This is a genomic window from Olsenella uli DSM 7084 (assembly GCF_000143845.1).
Taxonomy (GTDB): Bacteria; Actinomycetota; Coriobacteriia; order Coriobacteriales; family Atopobiaceae; genus Olsenella; species Olsenella uli.
The window spans coordinates 674,009-696,649 of record NC_014363.1; the positions used below are offsets into that span (position 1 = coordinate 674,009).

General features: G+C 65.7%; 20 protein-coding genes. 19 read left to right on the forward strand and 1 reads right to left on the reverse strand.

Going from position 1 to position 22,641, the window contains the following annotated elements; genetic code table 11:
- Positions 1-24 precede the first annotated feature (24 nt).
- The 8 genes from OLSU_RS02975 to tagD all read left to right on the forward strand — a co-directional run bounded on the left by OLSU_RS02975 (position 25) and on the right by tagD (position 10,837).
- Complete coding sequence (locus OLSU_RS02975) at positions 25-975, forward strand: DMT family transporter (RefSeq protein WP_013251470.1); 951 nt, start codon at positions 25-27, stop codon at positions 973-975.
- Positions 976-1,353: 378 nt separating this feature from the next.
- Positions 1,354-3,744 carry an N-acetylmuramoyl-L-alanine amidase gene (locus OLSU_RS09070; RefSeq protein ID WP_013251471.1) on the forward strand — a complete coding sequence of 797 codons (2,391 nt, stop codon included), beginning with the start codon at positions 1,354-1,356 and terminating at the stop codon, positions 3,742-3,744.
- A 143-nt stretch (positions 3,745-3,887) separates the two neighbouring features.
- The gene (tyrS, locus tag OLSU_RS02985) at positions 3,888-5,105 is read left to right on the forward strand and encodes a tyrosine--tRNA ligase (RefSeq protein ID WP_013251472.1); all 1,218 of its coding nucleotides are present in this window, start codon (positions 3,888-3,890) and stop codon (positions 5,103-5,105) included.
- Positions 5,106-5,275: 170 nt separating this feature from the next.
- A complete protein-coding gene (locus OLSU_RS02990; RefSeq protein ID WP_013251473.1) occupies positions 5,276-7,804 on the forward strand; it encodes a U32 family peptidase in 2,529 nt (842 codons plus the stop codon).
- 86 nt (positions 7,805-7,890) lie between these two features.
- A complete protein-coding gene (locus OLSU_RS09495) occupies positions 7,891-8,148 on the forward strand; it encodes a NifU family protein (RefSeq protein WP_013251474.1) in 258 nt (85 codons plus the stop codon).
- A gap of 7 nt (positions 8,149-8,155) precedes the next feature.
- Positions 8,156-9,007: a prolipoprotein diacylglyceryl transferase gene (gene lgt / locus OLSU_RS03000; RefSeq protein ID WP_013251475.1), complete on the forward strand. Its 852-nt coding sequence runs from the start codon at positions 8,156-8,158 to the stop codon at positions 9,005-9,007.
- 235 nt (positions 9,008-9,242) lie between these two features.
- Complete coding sequence (locus OLSU_RS03005) at positions 9,243-10,454, forward strand: LicD family protein (RefSeq protein WP_049765149.1); 1,212 nt, start codon at positions 9,243-9,245, stop codon at positions 10,452-10,454.
- Entirely contained in the window at positions 10,442-10,837 is a 396-nt protein-coding gene (tagD, locus tag OLSU_RS03010) for a glycerol-3-phosphate cytidylyltransferase (RefSeq protein WP_013251477.1), read from the forward strand. The genes OLSU_RS03005 and tagD overlap by 13 nt, the downstream gene beginning before the upstream one ends.
- A gap of 115 nt (positions 10,838-10,952) precedes the next feature.
- Here the strand turns inward: tagD and OLSU_RS03015 are convergent, their stop codons facing one another.
- Complete coding sequence (locus OLSU_RS03015) at positions 10,953-11,366, reverse strand: hypothetical protein (RefSeq protein WP_013251478.1); 414 nt, start codon at positions 11,364-11,366, stop codon at positions 10,953-10,955.
- A 151-nt stretch (positions 11,367-11,517) separates the two neighbouring features.
- Between OLSU_RS03015 and OLSU_RS03020 the strand changes: the two genes are divergently transcribed.
- The 11 genes from OLSU_RS03020 (at position 11,518) to OLSU_RS03070 (ending at position 22,403) form a co-directional block, all read left to right on the forward strand.
- Positions 11,518-12,501 (forward strand): SGNH/GDSL hydrolase family protein, encoded by a 984-nt coding sequence (locus OLSU_RS03020; RefSeq protein WP_236697196.1) that lies wholly within the window; start codon positions 11,518-11,520, stop codon positions 12,499-12,501.
- Between the two features lie 667 nt (positions 12,502-13,168).
- Entirely contained in the window at positions 13,169-13,966 is a 798-nt protein-coding gene (locus OLSU_RS03025) for a YebC/PmpR family DNA-binding transcriptional regulator (RefSeq protein ID WP_013251480.1), read from the forward strand.
- A 186-nt stretch (positions 13,967-14,152) separates the two neighbouring features.
- Complete coding sequence (locus tag OLSU_RS03030; protein WP_013251481.1) at positions 14,153-15,151, forward strand: J domain-containing protein; 999 nt, start codon at positions 14,153-14,155, stop codon at positions 15,149-15,151.
- 126 nt (positions 15,152-15,277) lie between these two features.
- On the forward strand, positions 15,278-16,033 hold the full coding sequence (gene amaP / locus OLSU_RS09075) for an alkaline shock response membrane anchor protein AmaP (RefSeq protein WP_013251482.1): 756 nt from the start codon (positions 15,278-15,280) through the stop codon (positions 16,031-16,033).
- Between the two features lie 2 nt (positions 16,034-16,035).
- Positions 16,036-16,386, forward strand: a complete 351-nt coding sequence (locus OLSU_RS09325) for a DUF2273 domain-containing protein (protein ID WP_013251483.1) — start codon at positions 16,036-16,038, stop codon at positions 16,384-16,386.
- Between the two features lie 92 nt (positions 16,387-16,478).
- Positions 16,479-17,345, forward strand: a complete 867-nt coding sequence (locus OLSU_RS09850; RefSeq protein WP_013251484.1) for an Asp23/Gls24 family envelope stress response protein — start codon at positions 16,479-16,481, stop codon at positions 17,343-17,345.
- 4 nt (positions 17,346-17,349) lie between these two features.
- Entirely contained in the window at positions 17,350-18,702 is a 1,353-nt protein-coding gene (locus OLSU_RS03050; protein ID WP_013251485.1) for a Mur ligase family protein, read from the forward strand.
- Positions 18,695-19,456 (forward strand): type 1 glutamine amidotransferase, encoded by a 762-nt coding sequence (locus OLSU_RS03055; RefSeq protein ID WP_013251486.1) that lies wholly within the window; start codon positions 18,695-18,697, stop codon positions 19,454-19,456. The genes OLSU_RS03050 and OLSU_RS03055 overlap by 8 nt, the downstream gene beginning before the upstream one ends.
- 2 nt (positions 19,457-19,458) lie before the next feature.
- On the forward strand, positions 19,459-20,406 hold the full coding sequence (locus OLSU_RS03060; RefSeq protein ID WP_013251487.1) for a ribokinase: 948 nt from the start codon (positions 19,459-19,461) through the stop codon (positions 20,404-20,406).
- On the forward strand, positions 20,403-21,629 hold the full coding sequence (locus tag OLSU_RS03065) for an acyltransferase (RefSeq protein WP_013251488.1): 1,227 nt from the start codon (positions 20,403-20,405) through the stop codon (positions 21,627-21,629). The genes OLSU_RS03060 and OLSU_RS03065 overlap by 4 nt, the downstream gene beginning before the upstream one ends.
- Before the next feature lie 45 nt (positions 21,630-21,674).
- Positions 21,675-22,403, forward strand: coding sequence for a GntR family transcriptional regulator (locus OLSU_RS03070; protein ID WP_013251489.1), 729 nt, complete (start codon positions 21,675-21,677; stop codon positions 22,401-22,403).
- The last annotated feature ends 238 nt before the right edge of the window (positions 22,404-22,641 follow it).

The following is a 22,641-nucleotide window of genomic DNA, read 5'->3' on the forward strand; positions in this document are numbered from 1 at the left end:
GACGGCTAGAAAGGGAGACAGACTATGAGATACGGTCTTTTCAGCGGCGTGCTCTGGGCGGTGGACACCGTCATCCTGGGAATCGCCCTCGGCATGGTCCCCTACCTTGATGCGGGGCAGGCATCCGTTGCGTCCGCGTTCATGCACGACGTCTTCGCAGCGCTGATCCTGCTGGTCTTCATGGGCGTCCGTGGTCGCCTGGGCGACACGCTCGCCGCACTCAGGACGCGCAGCGGCAAGGTGATCATGCTCGCGGCGCTCTTGGGCGGACCCATCGGGATGAGCGGCTACCTGACTGCCATAGACAGCATCGGTCCGGGGTACACGGCGGCGATCTCCGCCTTCTATCCTGCCGTGGGAACCTTCCTGGCCGTGCTCGTGCTCAAGGAGCGTATGCGTCCGCGCCAGGTCGTGGCGCTTCTGGCGGCACTCTTTGCGGTCGTGGCCATGGGCTGGTCCTCCACGGGCGCGACAAGCGTGAGCAACCCGCTGGCGGGAATCCTGGGCGCTCTGCTCTGCGTGTTTGGCTGGGGTTCCGAGGCCGTCATCCTGGCCTGGGGCATGGGTGACGATGCGGTCGACAACGAGACGGCCCTGCAGATCCGAGAGACGACCTCGGCGCTGGCGTATGGGATCGTCGTGGTGCCCCTGACGGGGTCGTTCGCCCTTGTGGGGCAGGCTGCCGCGACGCCTGCGAACCTGGTCGTCCTTGCGGCCGCCTTGGCGGGCACCGTGTCCTACCTCTTCTACTACAAGGCGATAGACACCATCGGTGCCGCACGCGGCATGGCGCTCAACATCTCGTACTCGGCGTGGGCCGTCCTCCTTGCGGCCATCGTGATGGGGGTCATGCCCACCGGGCTGGAGGTAGCCTGCTGTGTCGTCATCATCTGCGGCACCGTCCTCTCCGCCTCGCCCGACTGGCACGAGCTGGCTGCCGGTTGGGGAGGGGACGACAGTAGGGAGGCAAACTGACGCCGCCTCTTGGGAAAAACCTTGCAGGTGCACTTGTGGGGGCCCCTCTCGCCACCGTCTTGCCGACGGTCACGTTTCTGGCGGGGTGCTTGCGGATGAGTCGCCGTTGGCTGATGATGGCTGCCTAACCGATTCGGCCAGCCGTTCGAGGGGCTCGCCTGTGGTGGGTCCCTCGACTTTGGGTTGATGGGCCACAAGTTGAAGGTGCACGACATATTGGCATTTGCATATGCATGGAAGTCAACCTAAGTTATTCTGTATAACGGTTCTATTAACACATGGAGGTGGCGTGCCCTGTGCCCCTCGTAGGTGGCAGTGCCTTGGTTGAGAGGCTGGGCGAACCTGACTGGGCGGACGTGTCCTGAGAGGTGATAGGTTATGCGATCTAGGAGAGCTTCCCTGCTACTGGTAGCCTTGGTGCTGGTCACCGTCCTGGGGCTCCCAAGCCTTGCGTGGGCAATTGATGCGGGCGACGCCGAGACGGCTCCTGTAAGCGACGAGGACATCGAGGCCATCAGCACCGCGCTGCAGCCGCCCGCAATGGGGGTGAGGAGCCTGCGTTCGACGGGCTCCTCCTCCACGGGCGATTTCGTTGTGGCAATAGATGCCGGTCACGGTGGAAATGATCCCGGTGCGCTTGGCAATGGCATGCGTGAGTCGGATCTCACCCTGAGGATGGCACAAGCGGCTCGTGACGAGCTGGTCCGCAACGGCGTCAACGTGTGTATGATTCGTGAGGGCGACACCTATGTGTTCAGCCCAAACGTATCTCTGGAGCTGCAGGCGCGGACGACGAAGGCCCACAACGCGGGGGCGGATGTCTACGTGAGCCTGCATATCAATTCCGGTGGCGGCAGCGGGGCCGAGGTCTGGTACCCACGTACGGACATCTCCTATCGCCCCGAATGCGGCACCACGGGACGGGGGCTTGCGGGCACCGTCCTTTCGAGACTGACCGATGGCAGCCCCTTTGGCATCCGGCGCAGAGGCATTTTTGAGCGGAAGAACGTCGAGAGCACCTACCCCGATGGCTCCCTGTCAGACTGGTATGCCGTCATCCGCCACTCGCGGGAGTACGGTTTCCCCGGCATCATCGTCGAGCATGGCTTCATAGACAACTATTCGGATGCCGTAAACCTCAACAGGTATGCGGAGGCCATGGGTAGGGCCGACGCAGACGCGGTCATCGATTACTTTGGCTTGGGCTATCGGTGGGTCAGGTCAGAGGATGGCCAGCACTGGATGCTCAAGGGCGGCGCGGGTTATGTCTACAACGCGTGGAAGCATGTCGGAAACGCTTGGTACTACTTCGACGATAACGGCTACGCCCTGACGGGCCGGCAGTCCATTGGCGGAGCGCAGTACTGGTTTGACGACTCGTGTGCCATGGTCACCGGATGGAGCTATATCGACGGCTCCTGGTACTACTTCGCAGATTCCGGTGCCATGCAGACCGGCTGGCAGAAGCTCGGTGGGCTCTGGTACTACCTAGACCCGTCCACTGGTGCGATGCTGAGCGGATGGCAGCAAATCGACGGGTCACGTTACTACCTCTCCGACTCTGGGTCTATGCTCACGGGCTGGCAGTTGGTAGACGGTTCCTGGTACTATCTCGAGCCATCCGGCGCCATGGCTACGGGTTGGCACTTCCTCGGCGGGCTCTGGTACTACCTGGACCCGTCCACCGGCGCCATGGCCAGGGGCTGGGCGTGGGATGGCACGGGCTGGTACTGGCTTGACGGTTCTGGAGCCATGTTCAGGGATGGTTGGAAGCTGATCGGCGGCTCCTGGTATCTCTTTGAGAAGTCCGGAGCCATGCAGACCGGCTGGCGGCTTGTTGGCGGGGTATGGTATTACCTCTCGCCTTCTGGTGCCATGGCTACAGGCTGGCAGAACGTGGATGGGTCCTGGTACTGGTTTGGCAGCTCCGGGGCAATGGCTACAGGCTGGCAACATATAAATGGAATCTGGTACTACCTCGGGTCTTCTGGTGCCATGCAGACCGGCTGGCAGCGGATCAACGGCCCCTGGTACTATCTCGAGCCATCCGGCGCCATGGCCATAGGTTGGCGGCAGATTGACGGTTCGTGGTACTACCTCGGGTCCTCAGGAGCTATGGTCACGGGCTGGATGTGGGATGGTGCCGTCTGGTGGCAACTTGGCTCGTCGGGAGCATGGTCGGGTGTCTCGCAACGGTCTCAGTCCATCATGGGCAGCTCGACTGTCTCGGCCGACCAGATGGCGGCAGCGTACCGTGCGGCAGTTGGCGCAGCGACCTATCCGTCGGCGACCTATGCCCCCGAGGGAGCGGAAACCATCGACCGCTTCTGCCAGATCCTTCTCGAGGAGGCCCGGACGGAGGGCGTTCGTGCTGAGGTCGCCTTCATGCAGGCGATGCTCGAGACGGGCTGGCTTAAGTTCGGTGGGGACGTGTGCCCCGAGCAATGCAACTTTGCAGGCATCGGCGCGGTCGGCGGCGGCGTCCACGGCAATGACTTCCGCATGGACCTCAATGGTGACGGAGCGTCTGATGGGGTGCGTGCCGGCCTCAGGGCCCAGGTGCAGCACCTCAAGGCCTATGCAAGCGCCAGCGCCCTCGTCAACCCCTGCATCGACCCGCGCTACCACTACGTGAACCACGGCAGCATCACCGATGTCCAGGGACTTGGAATCCCCGATTATCCCCAGGGCATCGGCTGGGCGGGCAGCGCCGGCTATGGCATGGATATCGTCTCGCTCGAGAACCGTTATTTCGGGTTGGGATATTAGTCCGCGGACCGTGTCGGACCATGCCGTAGGGGGACGGCTGCGGTCATAGGGATGGTTTGCACCAGAGCACATGCGCTATCCTGACAGGCGTATCACAGATGGCCTCGCGCCATCTTCGCCGATTTTTCCTGGAGGGTTACGCAGTGCTATCAGTTGAAGAACAGCTCAAGGTCATCACCTCGGGCACCATGCAGATCGTGCCGATGGACGAGCTCAGGCACAAGCTCGAAAAGGGCGTTCCCCTCAACATCAAGCTGGGCGTCGACCCCACCAGCCCCGACCTGCACCTGGGGCATGCCGTCCCCCTGCGCAAGATGCGCCAGTTCCAGGATTTTGGGCACAAGGTCACCCTCATCATAGGCAACGGCACAGCCCTCATCGGCGATCCGTCCGGTCGCGACAGCACCCGCCCACCGCTTACGGAGGAGCAGGTCGAGGCAAACGCACAGACCTATGTCGAGCAGGCCATGAAGGTGCTCGATCCCCAGAAGACTGCCATCGTCCACAACGGCGACTGGCTGAAGCCCCTCGACCTGGCCAAGATGCTCGAGCTCATGAGCCGGTTCAACGTCGCCCGCATCCTTGAGCGCGAGGACTTCCACAACCGCTACACGGGCGGTCTCTCCATCTCGCTGCACGAGTTCATCTATCCCGTGCTCCAGGCGTATGATTCCGTCGTGGTCAAGGCCGATCTCGAGATGGGTGGCAACGACCAGATCTTCAACCTCCTGGCCGGCCGCGACCTCATGCGCTCGATGGGCATGGAACCTCAGGTCGCCCTGACGGTGCCCCTGCTCGTGGGCTTGGACGGCCACAAGAAGATGTCCAAGAGCTACAAGAACTACGTCGGCCTCACTGACGGGTCCAACGACATGTATGGCAAGCTCATGTCCATCGCGGACGAGATCGTGCCCATGTACTTCCGCCTGTGCTCCACGCTCTCCGTGGACGAGATCGATGCCATTGACGCCGCCTACGCGGATGGCTCCGCCGATCCCTATCGGCTCAAGCGCCAACTCGCCCGCAACATCGTGGACCTGTATCACGGCGACGGTGCGGGCGACGCCGCCGAGGCGGCCTTCGACGCGCAGTTCAAGCAGAACAAGGTCCCTGACGACATCGCCGAGTTCCCGCTGTCTGTGGCGGCAGTGAATGACGAGGGCAAGGTCTACCTGGCCAAGCTGCTTTCGGACGTGAAGATCGCGCAGTCTGCCGGCGAGGCCCGTCGCCTCATCGACGGCGGCGGCGTCAAGGTGGATGGCGTGGCCATGGAGAGGAAGGTCTACAACGTCGACCCCGCGCTCTTCTCGGTCGGAACGGTCATACAGTCTGGCAAGAAGAGGTGGGCCAGACTGGTGTAGGCACCGGCTGCACCTGGTTGTTGAGTTTCCCGGGAAGGGCGGGGAGGACGGCCTTCCGTCGGCCATCGAGCCGTCCTTCGAGGGATAGACTCGTCTGCGCCCTGCGCAAGACCCCAAGGAGGCCCACCATCCCTCGTCCCGCATCCCGTTCCTTCCGTGACGCCCGCGGCGTGCCCGAGCTGCTGGCACCCGCCGGCGGCCCCGAGCCGTTCAACGCCGCCCTCGCCGCCGGCGCAGACGCCATCTACTGCGCCCTGGGCAGCGACTTCAACGCCCGCCGGGGTGCCCACAACTTCACCTACGAGACGTTCGAGGCCGCGTGCCGCGCGGCGCACCTTGTCGGCACCCGTGTGTACGTGACGGTGAACGTCGTGATTCGGACGGCGGAGATGCCGCGCGTGCTGGCCTTGGTCCGCAAGGCCTGGGTCCTGGGCGCAGATGCGCTCATCATCCAAGACTGGGGCCTGCTGTCCGAGGTCCGCCGCCGCTTCCCGCAGATCGAGTGCCACGTGTCGACGCAGGCAAACGTGCATGACGCCCGCGCCGTGGCCTGGTGCCGCGAGCTGGGTGTCGAGCGCGTGACGCTCTCGCGCGAACTCTCCGTGGGCGAGATCGCCCACATCGCGCGGGAGGGCGTCGAGTTGGAGGGCTTCGGCCATGGCGCCCTCTGCTTCTGCTATTCGGGCGTGTGCATGATGAGCTCGCTGGCCGGTGACCGCTCGGCCAACCGTGGCCTCTGCGCCCAGCCATGCCGCCTGCTCTACGACCTGGTGGACGAGGAGGGCAACCGGCTCAACGCACCGGAGAGGGGCCGCCCCCTCTGCCCCAAGGACTACTGCACCATCGACGACCTCGCGCGTCTCAATGCGGCGGGGCTGGGGTCCCTCAAGGTCGAGGGTCGCATGAAGGCCCCCGACTACGTCTACTCCGTGGTGTCGGCCTACCGCGCACAGTTGGATGACCTTGCCGCCGGGCGCACGCCGTCCGCCACAGATGACGCGCTCCGCCACGAGCGCCTGAGACGCGCCTTCAACCGCGACTTCACCCACAGCTACCTGGACGGCCGCTCGGACGATGACATGATGAGCTACGAGCGCTCCAACAACCGCGGGGAGCTCGTGGGCGTCGTCGTGGGCAGCCGCGACCTGGGTGGCGGCAGGGTCCGTCGTGGCGGCGGCAACGGCGGCCGCGAGCGCTTCCGCTCCAAGACCTTCGCTGAGGTCGACATCAGCCTGGACAGGCATGTGGGCCAGGGCGACCTGCTCGAGGTTCGTCCCGAGGACGATCCCTCGCAGTTCCTGACGACGCGTGCGGATGTTGACGCCAAGGCGGGCGAGACCATCACCTGTCGCAGCGTCCGGCCCATGCCTGCAGGCAGTCCGGTGCGCGTCATCCGCTCGCAGCGGGCGCTCGACGATGCGGCGTGCGTCTCCTCCGGCGGCGAGAGGAGAAGGCGTCCCGTGCTGGTGCGCGTCTCGTCTCGTCGGGGGGAGCCCTTTGCCGTGGAGCTCGCGACCGCAGACGGCGTCGCCTCGGTGCGCGCCGAGGGCTTCGTGGTCGAGGGGGCCCGCACGAGGGCCGTCACGCAGGAGGACCTCGTCGCCCATGTGGGACGCATGGGCCAGAGCCCCTTCGACCCCGTCTCCTTCGAGATTGACCTGGACGAGGGCTGTGGCATGGGCTTCTCGGCCGTGCATGGGGTTAGGGCACGGGCCTGCGAGCTGCTCGAGCGGGCGCTGCTGGAGCCCACGAGCGCCAAGGTCCGCTCCGTGGGCCTCGCTCGTGTGCCCGATGCGGAGGACCTGGCCGTCCATCTGCGCTTCGAGCGCAGGGAGCGGGGTCTCGGCGCATCCGCTGCTGTGGCTGACGCCGTGCCTGCGGGTGCGGCGGAGGTCTGTGCGCTGGTGGGTGGCCCTCGGCTCGCGCGTGCTGCCGTCGCCGCAGGCGCCGCGCGCCTCTATGCCACAGCCGATGCGCTGATCGCGGCACGTGTGGCGCAAGCGGGCTGGCCGGGTGGCGTCGAGCCCATTGCCTGGTTGGACGAGGTCTGTCGAGAGGGGGACCACGCCCGCCTCGACCAGTTTGTGCAAGGCGGCGAACCATGCGCAGTGGGCAACGTCTCGGAGCTGGCCCTTGCGACCAAGCGCGGCGCGACGCCCGAGATCCGGCCCTGCATCCCGGTACACAACGAAAGTGCGCTCGTGGCGCTCGAGGAAGCTGGGGCGCAGGGCTTCTGGCTCTCGCCCGAGCTGACGCTGGAGGAGGCCCGTGCCCTGGGGCGTGCGGCCGACGTGCCGTGCGGGCTGGTCGTCTTTGGCCATGTGCGTGCCATGACCAGCGAGCACTGCGTCTTGCAGGTGGCCGGCCGCTGCATCCACGACTGCCCCCGCTGCGAGCTACGCCGAAGGCACGTCTCGCTGCGGGACAAGGACGGCCTGCTGCTGCCCGTCCGCACCGACCCGCAGGGACGCAGCCGCATCTACGGCGCGCGCCCCCTGGACGCCACGCCGCAGGTAGGCGAGCTGCTGTCTGCGGGCGTGACCCGGCTCATGGTCGACTGCACGCTGCTGGACGAGTCCGAGGCAGGCCTTGCCGTGCGTCGCGTCGTGCACGCAGTCAAGGCGTCATTTTGTGGCAAGAGGCCTGCCCCCCGCATGGCGGGCGCAACTTCCGGGCATCTTTTCTCGGGCATCGGGTAGACTCGGTAGCAATTGCAAGCCATACGGTGGGATATTGCCATGGGCCGCGGTCCCATGGCCCTGCCGTGCAGGGAAAGGGACACATCGTGGCAGAAGAGACCAAGACCCCCATCAATCGCGAGCTCCTGGAGGCCACGCTCGACGTGATCCGCCAGAGCCTCCAGGCCGATGGTGGCGACGTCGCGCTGGTGGGCTTCAACGACGAGGGCGTCGTCACCCTCGAGATGCAGGGCGCCTGCGCGGGCTGTCCGCTCTCCAGCCTGGACATGAGCGAGGGCATCGAGCGCATCCTCAAGGAGCACGTCCCCGGCGTGACCAAGGTCGAGCCGGCCATGGCCTGGTAGCCCCCGCATGTGGCTCGACGACCTCTACCATGCACTCGACCCCGTCGCACTGGCGGCGGGGCCCGTCGTCATCCGCTGGTACGGGCTGGCGTACTTCTTCGGCTTCGTCTGCGCCGCGATCGCCATCAGGCGTACGGCACGACGCTGGGGCTTTTCGATGAGCGTGGATGACCTGACCACGCTCATGATCGGCATAGCGTTCGGCGTGATCATCGGTGCCCGCCTGGCGTACGTGATCTTCTATGGGGACGGCTACTACCTGCAGAACCCACTTGAGGTCCTCGTCCCCGTCGGGGGCGGCATCCGTGGCATGAGCTTTCATGGCGGGCTTGTCGGCGCCATCGCGGGTGGCGCCATCGCGTGCCGCCACCTGCGCTGGTCCATCCCCACGACCTGCGATCTGGCCGTGATCGGCGCCCCCCTCGGCCTCTTCTTCGGACGCTGCGCCAACTTCATCAACGGGGAGCTGTGGGGCAAGGAGACGAGCCTCCCCTGGGGCGTCATGTTCTGGGACACGGGCGGTGGACACGTGTATCGTCACCCCTCCCAGCTCTACGAGGCCCTTCTCGAGGGTGTCCTGATGTTTGCGATCCTCTACCTGCTCTCGCGCCGCAGGCCCGCCCGCCCGCAGGGCACGTTCCTGGGCACGTTCCTCGCGCTCTATGGGTGCTTCCGCTTCCTGATCGAGTTCGTGCGCCTGCCGGACGCACAGCTTGGCTACCTGCTCGGCACCGATTGGCTGACCATGGGCCAGTGCCTGTCGCTGCCCCTCGTGGCCGTGGGCGTCGCCGTCGTGACCTGGGCGCATCGGGCCCGGTGTCCGCAGGCGCTCCTGCTGGGGAAGGCGCGCCGCTCGTAGGCACGTCATGCGTGACGTCTCGGACACGGTGATGACGTTCTTTGACGGCCAGGTGACGGCGGGTGAGAAGGCGTAGGCGCCCTTCCAAAGCTCCTGGCTCTGGCGCTGGCGAGCCGCATGCGCCTCACCGCTCGATTTCGCCGATCTGGTGGGATTTATCGGCGGGGAGACTGCCTTCTGTCGCATAATTGCCCTACAGCCCCCGAACGCGTCCTTGAATACCCGATGAGGAGTCATGTTGGGCAGAATCAAGCAGTACCTCCCTCCGTCGTCGCGCTCCTTCCACGGCCTCTATCGTGAGGTGCTTGGCCTGAGGGAGGACGTGCGGGCCATGCGCGATGACATCGCGCTCCTACGCGAGGAGCTCCATCGCGTGCGTGATGATGCGGCCGTCTCCGTTCACTTGCAGACGGAGCAGGTGGCCCAGGCAGCCCAGGCGGGGGAGAGGGTCGATGACCTCGCGCGGAGGCTGGACGCCCATGACGCCCACATGGACCTGTACGCCTGGCAGAGCCTGCGTAGGGAGGGCGAGCGCATGGCGGATGCGAAGAGCCGCTTCTTCTCGTCCCTTCCCGCCGCCTGTGGGAGCATGCGGCTACTTCAACTGGGTTGCGCTCGGCTCCTGCACGAGTTCGACGATCTGTGCAGAGAAAATGACCTTGAATACTGGGTTGCCTTCGGTACGTTGTTGGGCGCCGTGCGCCATGGCGGCTTCATCCCCTGGGATGATGACACCGACCTGGGCATGATGCGCGATGACATCGACCGCCTGGCGAGGCTGGTGGAACAGAGCGAGCGGTTCAGGGTCTCTCTCGTGTACGATCGCTCCGTGTTCTGTCGTCAGCTGCGCCTCATGTATCGTGACCCGCGCATACCCTGCTTCCTCGACCTCTTCGCCTTCGACTACGTCACGGACGTGTCCTCTCGTACGTTTGACGAGCAGCAGGCCCTTCGCGACAGGATGTGCGCGGAGCTCGCGGCACGGGAGGAGCTCTCCTTCTGGACGGGCATGCCCTACCTTCCCAGCACGGACGAGAGGTCGGGGAGGATCGAGGAGGTCTTCTCCCGCTATAGGGACGATCTATACGGACGAGGCGTCCTGACGCATGATGCCCGCCGCGCCAAGGGCATCGTCTGGGGTATAGATAACCTCAACGACCGGAATCACTACAGGTGGATATGCGAGCTTGGGGACGTCTTTCCCACGAGGGAGCTGTCCTTCGAGGGAGGCCCCTGCCGTGGGCCGAACAACCACCTGAAGTTCCTCGACGAGGTGTACGGCGACATCTACTCCCTCCCCGCAGACATCAGGAGTCACTTTGCCCACGTTTCGCGTGAAGAGCTCCGCTCGAGCGAGACATGCCAGGCCATGGAGGAGTTCTTCGGGAGCGATATGGTCGACGCCTCCATGGGCGAGGACGGAGAGGCCAGACAATGCGCAGAGTGATCACGTACGGGACGTTCGACCTTCTGCACTACGGTCACATCAGCCTGCTCAGACGAGCTCGAGGCCTGGGTGACTATCTGGTGGTCGCCCTCTCCACCGACGAGTTCAACCATAACGAGAAGGGCAAGGTCTGTTACTTCTCATATGAGAGGAGGAAGATGCTCCTTGAGGCGATCCGCTACGTCGACCTTGTGATTCCCGAGGAGAGCTGGGGGCAGAAGAGAAGCGACATACACGAGTACCACATCGACACCTTCGTCATGGGGGACGACTGGGAGGGACAGTTCGACTTCCTGACGGAGGAAGGGTGCAGCGTGGTCTACCTTCCGCGAACTCCCGAGATTTCATCCACCCGCATCAAGGACAGCCTAAGGTCCCAGTAGGCATTGGAGGATCGCCGCGTGTGATGCACATGGCGCCTGGAGGTGCAGGTCCGCGACGGTATGTGTGCAGATGCAGGGCCGCAGCAGTATCCGCGACCTTGCCCGTGCGTTGGCCCTACTCCAGGATGAGGAAGGGGTCCTCGTCCTCGAAGTCGTCCTCGTCGTCCCCATCGGAGGCCTTGTCCTCGCTCCCAAACCAGCGATAGGCCTCGATGGTGTCGTCCTCGTCACCTTCCGCCGCGGGCAGGACGGAGCTCATGAGGGAGAGCCCGTCTGCGCTGGGCACCACCTTCGACCACTGTGTGAGCACGGCGTCCTGGGGGTTTCCCTCGAGTTCGACGAGCGAGTCGAGGTAGATCTCCGTGGCCCCGTCCAGCAGGTCGGAGGTCTTGCGAAGGTGCTGGAAGAGGTCCGCGATCTTGGAGAGGGCCTCTTCGGGATTCGACGCGGAGACGACCACGGGCATCAGGCAGTAGTTCTCTGCCGGGTCGTTTGCGTCGTCGTAGTTGAAGTTGCCGATGTAGAGCATGGTGTCCTCCCGACGTCGTGGGGCGGCTGGACTCGCGCTATCCTGACTGTAGTCCAAGCGGTGTGTCCGGTGGCCCATGTGCTGGCGGACGGTCGTGGCGGAGCGCCCACAGAGGCCAACCACACACCAAGTCGATCGGGGTTGAATCCACATGTCCAAGCATGGAAGGCACGTCGCCCGTCACGGAGAGCGTTGCCTCGTGCGCGAAGAGCGCGTGGTTGCCGACAGCCATCACGCCAACCTCTGGCCCGCAACGGCCAGGACGCTCGTCGTCCTGGCTGTCGGATCGGTCATCGCCTTGGGAATCGTGCTTCTGTTTGAGGTCTTTGACATGGGTTTCGTAGGCCGGCATGAGGTGCAGCCTGCCGAGGAGGCAGATCCTTCGACTCTGGTCCCACCGCATGTGGGCCCAGCCGTCGCGGGCGAGGAAGAGACGCCTGTCGCGGGCTCCGCGGTCGCCTCGACCGCGGGTGCCTCGACTGCGGACACCTCGACGCTTGCGGGTATGGTTACTGCAGGTAGGGTGTCATCCATCCGTCTTGTCGGTGACTCGATCACGGCGGGGTACCTCTGTGACGGCTACGAGGCTCCCAGCGACACGGGCGTCGTGGCGTATTCCGGCCCCGAGGGCACCTACTACGAGACCGCGACCACCATCGACGACTGGGCGAACTCCTTCCGTTCCTACGCGACCGAGAGGGACGTCACCTTCGTGAATGCGGCGGTGTCCGGCTTCCGCATGTCGTTTCTGGCCGATGACCCGGATGCCTGGCTGGCCGACGGCGCCGACGTGATCGTCGTGATGCTGGGCACCAACGATGCGGCCAAGGAGTCACTCGAAGACTTCCGCGCGTACGCCCGGGAGGCACTTGCGGCTGCGGCCGCGCGCTGCGGCCATCTCGTCGTGGTCTCTCCTCCCGACAACGAGCGCACCGACGCCACGAATCGCTTTGGCATGGGCCAGGTGGACCAGGTCCTGGGCGAGCTGTGCGCGGAGGCCGGCTGGGAGCACGTATCGCTCTACGACGTCCTGGTGCCGGGGACCAGCGACTTCAACGAGGACCAGGTCCACCCGACGTCAGCAGGTTCGCAGAAGCTCTGGGCGGCGCTTCGCGAGCGCTTGGGTCTGGGGTAGCCCGTGCCCTGCGCCGCGACGTTCGCCCCGTGACTTACGATGGGGGACAGGGGGCTGGAGGACAGGGGGGCTGGAGTCGGGGGACTTGCGCAGGGGATCTTACAGACGCGCAGGGGATCTTACAGACGCGCAGGGAATCTTACAGGCCTCGACAGTGGGAGTCGGCAGTTAGGAGTCGGCAGCGCCACGGTCGTCGGTCCGGGAAAGCGTTCGGGATCCCATGTCCGCCGGAAGTGAGTACCGTCAGCGCCGTGTCCGCCGGAAGTGAGTACCAGTGCTCACTTCTGATAATCTTGTCGAGCTGATTACCTGCGGAAATATCAAGAAGCACATGTTTTCCGGATACGTATTTCTGCCGAGGGGCCCAAAAAGTACTCACTTCTGAAAAAAAGTACTCACTTCTGGAGGCGCGAGGCCGCGGGAGGGCCGCGGGGCTGCGGGAGGGCCGCGAGGGCGTGGGGCCATGGTGCCGCGGGAGCCGGCCGAGGGGCTGGAGTCGGGGGAGGTGGATCTTGAGCCCATCCGAATGCCGGCGCTAGGCATCGCGTCCCGATGCCGTATCTGTCCTCTTTGCGAACGCAGGGACCCCGCCCTGCCGCGCCCTTGCCCCTCACGGTGCCATTGGTTACCATCTGTATGTTTCTGCCGAAGTCAGAAGGAGATGTGCATGTCCGGACACTCTAAGTGGGCTACCACCAAGCACAAGAAGGCCGCGATTGACGCCAAGCGCTCCGCGCTCTTCTCCAAGCACTCGCGTAACATCACCGTCGCGGCCCGCAGCGGTGGCGACCCCAACCCGGACAACAACGCCTCCCTCGCCGCCGCCGTCGCCCGCGCCCGCATGGTCTCTATGCCCAACGCCAAGATCCAGGCTGCCATCGACAAGGCCTTCGGCACCGGTGCCGATGCCGTCGTCTACAAGGAGGTCACCTACGAGGGCTATGGTCCCGCTGGCGTCGCCGTGTACGTCGAGTGCCTGACGGACAACCTCAACCGCACCGCCGCAGACGTCCGCTCCGCCTTCACGCACGCAGGCGGCAACCTCGGCACCTCCGGTTCCGTCTCCTTCCAGTTCACACGCAAGGGCTCCCTCGCCGTCGACAAGGTCATCAAGAGCGATGACAAGAAGGTCCCCGACAAGGACAATGCGGTCGACGAGGACGAGTTCATGATGGCCGTCGCCGAAGCCGAAGGCGAGGACTACGAGGACGCCGGCGAGCAGTGGATCGTCTACACCCCCTACGACAGGATGCAGGATGTCCAGAGGGGCCTCGAGGCCCAGGGTATCGAGGTCAAGGGCTCCGAGCTCACCATGGTCCCCAACACCCCCAACAACCTCGAGCTCAACGACGCGAAGAAGGTCCAGCGCCTCGTCGACCGCCTCGAGGACCTCGATGACGTCCAGAACGTCTATACCACCATGGAGGTCTCCGACGAGGTCGCCGAGCAGCTTGACGAGGACTAGCCTCGTCCGGGACCGTCTCACCTGGCTTTTGTGGCGGCGGCCTTCGGGCCGCCGTTTTACATATGCGAGGCATGCGAAGCAATCGCCGGCTGACCATAGCCACGATGGGGCATAGCAACGATTGACCATAGCCACGATGGGGCATAGCAACGATTGACCATATCCCCGACCGCAAGGAATCCCAGCTTGAAGCAGGACATGACCCAGCGGGAGGCCGAGAGGGCCCTCGAGCTTCCCGACCGCTACACCAAGGCTGACCTGCGTGCGCAGTTCACCAGCCTTGCCCGTGAATACCATCCCGACAACGCCTCGCGAAACGGCATGAGCGCGAAGTTCGCCCAGCGCAAGATGATCGAGATCAACAAGGCGTATGCCCTGCTGAAGACCTTCTTCGAAGATGACGCGGCGGCCATGGTGCAGCGCGACTACGTCGATGGTCCGGGCGTCCACTTCGATCCCAGCGGCACGCATGCGGCTCGCACGCAGGTGGACGACTCGCTCTTCTGGGATGCCGACGGCAATCCCAGGAGCGCCGTCGCCGAGGAGGCCGCCAACGCCGCAGTCGACGTCGCGGCTGGCACCCACAGGCTCCGTCGCCTCCTCTTGGGTCCCGTGTTCCTCCGCGTCGTGGTGTCCCTGGCGTTCGCCGCCGTCTGGTATGGGACGTTTCCGCTGCTGCCCCACAACTTCGGTCGCTTCGACGTCTCGGTCGCGGCAAGCCTGCGTCAGCTCCTGGACTTTTCCACGGCAGCCCTCTATCCCACGTACTTTCTCGTCTACGAGCTCCTCACGGGCAACGTCTCCGACGCCATCCGCGAGCTGCTGAACGGTGCCGCCACCCTTGCGACGAACGTCCACGTCGAGATCCGTCCCAGGGGGTCCTACACGTCCTGCCTCACGAACCTCATCCAGAAGCAGTGGTATGGCCCGCTCATCCTCCCCCTGGCGGCACACGTCGCCCTCATCGCGGCCGATCAGCCGGCGGGGCCCGAGAGGACCGCGCTCTTCGTGCTTGCGGCTGCCGTCGGCGTCGAGGCTCTCCTGGGCTTCTTTGGCATCGGCCTGGCAAGTGCTGCGGCACGCGGCCTGGGCAACCTCATCGAGAAGCGCTACGTCACCGCCCGCATGGCCCTACTCAAACGCTGTGGACAGTGGGTGACGGGCGGTGGCTCGCGCCCTGCGTAGCCAACTGCGCTATCCTCTAAGCATGGCGTCGGTGGCCTCACCAGGCGCCTGCGGTCTCGTGTGCCGCGCGGCAAGAGGCGTGCCTGCTGCGGTACGGGTTGGCGAAGGGTCTGAGGGGACGGGTCTATGAACTTCCTCAAGCGCGTCTGTCTGTTCGTGTTCGGGCTTGCGGGCCTCCTTGCGCTCGTGGCGCTCGTGCTGCCCTGGTTTGGTCCCTGGACCCGCGAGGCCACGGCCCTTCTCGGCGTGGACGAGTACTACCTCGTCGTGGAGTGCCTGACCTTGGTGGCTGCCATAGGTCTTGTGGTCTGCCTGCTGCGTTCGATCTTCGTACGCAATCGCAAGGTCATGGTCGTCTCCAAGGTGGGCTCCGACCTGATCACGGTGACGCGTGACGCCATCTCGTCGCAGGCGGTCCACATCATCGAGGACGGCGGCATGTTCAAGGCGAAGGGCGTCGGGGTCAGCCTCAGGCGTCGCGGGCGTGTGCGCGTGAGCGTGCGGGTGCAGCCTGCGAGGACCGCGGACGTCGTGTCATCGGGACAGGAGCTGCATGCCGCCCTGGTCGAGGGGCTCGAGACCGTCTGTGGCGACAACGTCGACTGCGTGAGCATAGAGTTCGTCAGGGCTGCGGAATACGTCGCGCCCGAAGCCGAGGGTGCCGGGACGGAAGGGTCCCCCGCGTACGGCGACATGCCGGCCGACGAGCATGGCGCCCTGCCGTCAGAGGCCGCGCGGGAGGTGCGGCCCGGGCGCGAGGCCGCTCCCGCGTCCGTGGACACATTCGCAGATGCCAGGACCACAGACACCGATGATGCGGGTATCACGGTGCCCATGGCGCACTACAGCGCCGATGCGGGCCAGCCCATGGAGGAGGAGTAGCCGTGGCAGACAACGACGCGACGACCGTCAACGAGACGGGTGCCGACGGGACGGGCGGCAGCCAGGCGCAGGGCCGCCAGCCAGCCGGCCGTGCGACGGACGGCGGGAGGTGGTGGCCGTCCGTCGAGGGCGCGCGGAAGTGGGTTCAGGACAACTTTCCCGGGCACACCAATGCCGTCGTCGGTGGGGCCTGCGGCCTCGTTGTCGCGATCCTGATCTTCGTCATCGGATTCTGGAAGGCGCTCTTCGTGACCGCCTGCATCGCGGTCGGCGTCGCCGTGGGCCAGTACCTCGATGGCGACCCCAAGGTGGCCGCATTCATCTCGCGCATCTTCAACGACAACAGGGGCTAGGTCATGCAACGGGGGCTGACCCGTGCGGTGGGAGCCAGGGCGCACGGGCCCGTCGCCCAGCACGAGCGTTTGTCCCAGGATGGGAGACACCAATGTCCAAGAACCGTACGCGCAACCACTTCTCGGCCATGACCGCCGGGGGCCAAGCCACAGGTGGGGAGCTTGTGCCGGATGCGGCTTCGGCCGACAAGGCCCCGACCGCAGGCACCCAGGACGGCATAGGCACCCAGGACGGCGCAGGCACCCAGACGGCGGAAGCCCAGGCCGGCGTCTCCGCCGAGATGGGGGCGGCCGGGCACTCCGAGTCGCCCCGCGACGCCAGCGACGGTGGCCACGCGTCCGTCGTGCTCGCGACCACCAAATCCGTGGGCGTCGAATCCGCGGGCGCCGACCCCGCGGGTACGGGGCTCTCCGCCTCCGCCGTCACCGACGACCTCGACGACGACGAGGACCTCGACTCCGAGGACTCCCTGACCTTCTCCAACGGCGTCATCGAGAAGATCGTCGCCCTTGCCATGCGCGACGTGCCCGGCGTCATCGGCATGAAGGGGAGCTGGTTCAACCGCGTCCAGGAGACCTTCGGCACCACCGACTCCCGCAAGGGCGTCACGGTCGAGGTGACGCCCGAGGCCTCCGTCCGCGTCAACATCTCGGTCCTCATCGAGTACGGCGCCTACGCGCCACAGGTCTTCGAGGACGTCAAGCGTGCCGTCGTCAAGCAGGTCAGCGGCATGACCGGCCTCTCCGTGGCGGGCGTCAACCTGCGCATCGAGGACGTCCTCACGGCCGAGGAGGCCGCAGCGCGCAACAGGGCCGCTGCCGCGGCGGATGCCGGCGGCATGGACCCGGCCCCCACCGAGGCCACCGACGCCCGAGCCGCATCCGCTACGGTGGCGCCCGCTTCCGCAGCCGCCTCCGCCGCCGAGAAGGGCTCCGCCCTCGCGGCAGAGGGCGAGTAGGGCGGTGTCCGTCCGTGCGACACTGGCGACGGGAGCCGGTCGCCTCACCCATTGGGCGCTGAGTTCGGTGCTGCACCGCAGCGCCTCCCAGCTTCCCGGCCGCGTCGCCCTCGCCCTCGACCCGCAGCTCATGGCCGCGCTTGCCACCAAGGTGCGTGGTGGGTCCGTCGTCGTGTGCGGGACCAACGGCAAGACCACCACCAACAACGTCCTGGCCTCGGCCTTGGAGGCGACGGGTGCACGCGTGCTCTGCAACCGCGCGGGCGCCAACATGGCGGCGGGCGTCACCTCTGCGCTGCTTCCGCACTCCTCGGCCGACTGGGCGGTCATGGAGGCCGACGAGCTCTCCACCATACGGATCCTGCCCAACCTCAAGCCAGACTACCTGGTCCTCCTCAACCTCTTCCGTGACCAGCTGGACCGCGCGGGCGAGATCGACCGCGTGCAGGACGTCATCGTCCATGCGCTCCAGGCCTCGCCTGGGACCACGCTCCTGGTCTGTGGGGATGACCCGCTCTGCGTCGGCGTCGCCCGCCGCGCCGCCGACAACGGGACGGAGGTCATGGCCTTCGGCATCGGCGAGGACCTCCACCTCCCGACCGACCGCGTACCCGAGGCCCGCTTCTGCCAGGTCTGCGGAGGGGAGCTAACCTATGACTATCGCAGCTATGCCCAGCTTGGCAGCTTCCATTGTCCCAATGGGGACTTCGCGCGCCCGCAGCTCGACTTCACGGCAACGGACGTGCACGTCGGGCGCGGGGGGGTGAGCTTTGCCGTAAGCTCTCCCCACCTTGCCGTCCCGATCACCCTGAAGGCGGACTTCGGGGGCGTCTACATGGTCTACAACCTGCTCGCCGCCTTTGCTGCGGCAACGCTTGCGGGCGTCGACGGGGCTGCGTTCCAGCGCGTGCTGGACGGCTATCGCCCCCAGAACGGCCGCCTGCAGCACTTCGTGGTCGGGGGTCGTGAGGTGGTGCTTAACCTGGCGAAGAACCCCACGGGCTTCAACCAGAACATCTCGCTCCTCTCGCAGGACGAGCGTTCCAAGGCGGCGTTTGTCGTGATCAACGACGACTTCAACGACGGCAAGGACATCTCCTGGATCTGGGACGTGGACTTCGAGCGGCTCGGCCTCGGGGACGGGCTGCGCGTCATTGCCGGCGGGCATCGCGCCAACGACCTCCAGGTGCGCCTCAAGTATGCGGGCATACACGCCCAGATCGCCGCGAACGTCGAAGAGGCCCTGCGCATCTGCGGCGACCTCGACGTCGCATGCCCGCTGTACGTGCTCACCAACTACTCGGCCCTCTGGCCCGCCAAGGCCGAGCTTGAGCGAATGGGGGAGCACCGTGGCTGACGTTGCCTCCGTCCCGCGCGTCCTGCGTGTGGCCCACCTCTATCCGGAGCTCCTGAACCTCTACGGCGACTCGGGCAACATCCTCGTCCTCAGGAGCCGCATGGCTTGGCGCGGGATCGGCTGCGAGGTGCGCGAGGTCCACGTGGGCGAGCGCCCGTCCTTCTCGGACGTGGACATAGCCTTCATAGGCGGAGGGTCCGACCGTGAGGAGCGTATCGTCTGCGACAAGCTCCTGGCGGAGCGCGCCGAGCTCTGCTCCTTCGTGGAGGACGGGGGCGTGTTGGCGGCCGTCTGCGGTGGCTACCAGCTCTTGGGCGACTCCTACCTCATGGGGGACGAGAGGGTCGGCGGCCTTGGGCTCGTGGACCTCTACACCGATCGCGGCACCCCGCGCCTTATCGGCAACATCGCCGTCGAGAGCCGCATCAGCCCCCAACCCATCGTGGGCTACGAGAACCACGGCGGTCGCACGCACCTGGGCCCGGGCGTCGAGCCGCTCGGGCGCGTCCTCTACGGGCACGGCAACGACGGGCAGACGGGCTGGGAGGGCTGCCTGTACAAGAACGTCATGGGCACCTACGTCCACGGCCCGCTCCTGCCCAAGAACCCGGGTGTCGCGGACCACCTCATCCGTCGGGCGCTGGAGCGCAAGTATGGCGCCTCCGAGCTCGATCCGCTCGACGACGAAGAGGAGCTGGCCGCCAACAAGGTGATGTTCGACCGCCTCATGGCAGGCGAGGTCAAGGAGCGCTAGCGATGTCCGGCGAGAAGAACGAGCACAAGGTCATCGTGTTCGGCAGCCTCAACATGGATCTCTCCGTGGAGTGCTCGGAGTATCCCCGAAGGGGCCAGACCGTCCTAGGGCGCGGCTTCGTGACCACCCCGGGTGGCAAGGGCGGCAACCAGGCCGTTGCCTGCGCACGGATGGGCGCGGACACCTTCATGGTGGGAAAGGTGGGCGCCGATACCTTTGGCCAGCAGCTTCTGGTGTCACTCACCAACCATGGCGTGTCCGTGGGCAACGTCAGCCTCACCAACTGGGCGGCGACGGGCACGGCGCTGGTCGTGCGCTCAGGCGATGACAACCGCATCGTCGTCGACCCGGGGGCCAACCAGAGGATCCGCTACGAGGAGGTCCGTTCGGCCATCCATGGCCTGGGGCAGGACCGCAACATCTTCCTGACGCAGCTGGAGTGCGACTTCGACGTCACGATGGACGCGCTCAGGTGCGCAAACCGCAACTACCTGTACACCATCCTGAACGCCGCGCCCGCACACAGGCTCCCGCACGACGTCTACCAGACCCTCGACCTGCTGTGCGTCAACGAGAGCGAGTGCGAGCTGCTCTCGGGCATCCGTCCGGTGGATGACGCCTCCTGCGCCATGGCACTTGGTCGCTTCGCGGACCTGGGCGTCAGGCACACGGTCATCACCCTGGGGTCACGTGGGTCGGTAACGACGGAGAGGGGCCAGCTCGTGCGTGTCTCGGCCCACGAGATCCAGGCGGTTGACACGACAGGTGCGGGGGATGCCTACCTCGGCGAGCTGGCGGCACACCTGGCCTTTGGCGGTTCGATCGTGGATGGCATGCGCTACGCCACGGCCGCCGCGGCGCTCTGCTGCACCAAGGTGGGGGCCCAGGACGCCATGCCCACCTGGGATCAGGTGGAGAAGTTCGCTGCGGCTCACAGGGTTCGCTCGTGACGGCACCTGCGTGCCAGGAGGGACCTGCATGCCAGGCGGTGGTCGCCCGTCCCCGTCACATCGCCTATTTCGACTGGCTCCGTGCACTTGGGGCGGTGGCCATCGTCCTGCTGCATGCTGTCGTGGCCTGCTCCGTCGACGAGGGCGCCTCCGCCGTCGCGCCCGGGCTGCTTGCGGCAGAGGGCGTGGCCCTCGTCCCGCTCTCCCGCTGGGCCGTCCCCGTGTTCTTCATGATGAGCGGCGCGCTCATGCTCGACCCGACGCGAGAGATGGGCCTGCGCAAGGTCGGTCGCCACATCTGGCGCGTAGCATTCGTGCTGCTTACCATAGGGTTTGCGTTCTGCCTCATGGAGAGCGCCTACGGGGCAGGTGCGATCGGCCTGTCCGTGGTGGGGGAGGCCGTCCTCGACCTCCTGACGGGCAACTCCTGGGGCCACCTCTGGTACCTCTACGCCACACTCGCCCTCTATGTCGTCACGCCCCCGTTGCGCTGGGTGGTTGGGATGGCCGAGAGGGGCACGGCGCCGATGGTCGAGGTGCTCGTCCTCGTCCTGTGGCTGCTCTGCTGCGGCGCCCCTACGCTTGCGGCTGCCATGGAGAGCGGGTTGGCGGTGGTCCCCTCGTGGCTCGGTACGTCTGTGGCAGGTGCCTCCGCGGTCGGTGGGGTGGCGACGTGCTGTGGCTGGGCGTTTCCCGTCGTGTACTACCTTGCGGGACATGTCCTGTTCCGTGCTGGCGGGCGCATCGCGCGCGGTGGTGCCGCCTGGTGGGTCGTGATGGCTGTGGGAGCCTGCGCCTGCGTCGCCATGGCCTGGCTCGAGGCCCTGGGCTACCCTGACTTCCAACTGCCGGAGCTGTGCCTGGCCCTGCCATTTGGCGCGGCGGTGTTCCTGCTGGCACGTGACTTCCTGGACGTCGCGGTGACCACCCCTGTGGGAGGTGGCGGGCATCCTGCCGAGGGCGATGGGTACCATCTCGCTGGGGGCGGTGGGCATCCCGCGATCGCGACGCTCTGTGGCTACAGCTTCGGCATCTACGTGATTCATCCCCTCTTTGGTCACATCCTGCTCAAGTTGGGTGTGGTGACGGATGCCGTCGCGTCGTGCGGTGCCGGGGGAGTCGTGGCCCTGCAACTGTGCATCGCTGCCTTGGGCCTGGTGGGGTCGATGGCGCTGACATGGACCTTGCGTAGGTGGATTCCGGGGTTCAGAGGTAAGGTGTAGGTGGTTTTCGTCCGTGTTGCCCTGTAACAAGAAGGCGGGATTGACGTGAAGCTGTCCAACCAGTCGCTCAGGCCACTGTACCTGCAGGCGATGGATGACATCAAGGCGGACATCGAGGGCGGGCGCTATGCGCCCAACCACAAGATCCCTTCAGAGGCGGAACTCTCGGGCAAATACGCCGTGAGCCGCATCACGATCAGGCGTGCTGTGGAGGAGCTCGTCTCGGAGGGCTACCTCACCAAGATGCAGGGCAAGGGCACCTTCGTCAACCCGCCCAAGCTTGCGCGCAAGATTCTGCAGAGCTCGGAGGTCCAGAGCTTCACGGAGACCTGTCGCGCGGCGGGCCGCGTCGCCGGCTCCAAGCTCGTCTCATGCGAGGTGGTGGACGCACGTCCTGCCGAGCGTGAGTTCTTGGACCTGGACGAGGGCGCCAAGCTCGTCTATGTCCAGCGCATCCGCACGGCGGACGGCGTCCCCATCATGCTGGAGAACAACTTCTTCCCGTTCGAGGGGTTCGAGTTCTTGGTCACGGCCAACCTGGACGACTGTTCGATCTTCTCGCTTGTGGGGGAGCGCACGGGTCGTATCCCCCAGGACACACGGCGTTGCACCCTGAGCATCGTTCGCGCCAACGCCGAGGTCGCCGCCCTTCTCGAGGTCGCCGTGGGCGAGCCGCTGTTCTGCGAGCAGGTGGAGTTCTTGGACGGCGAGGGGCGCCCCCTGTTGATGGGTCGCCAGTACATAGTCGGCGACATGTACCTCTTCGATATATAGCCTGATTCCCTATACATAGCCATCGCCTGATTCGAGGCGAGCTCACAGAAGTTCTTCTCACATCCATTTTTTGAAGGGTTGTGGATGGCACAGCAGGTATTGTGAGTCACCGTGGAGCGTGCGCTCACAATACCTCTCCTGTCATCCAAAAAACGGCTCCGATTGGGCAGAACCTGGATGGCAGGGCAACTTCTGTGAAAACGCTTTCACAATACCTCTCCTGCCGTCCACGCGACCT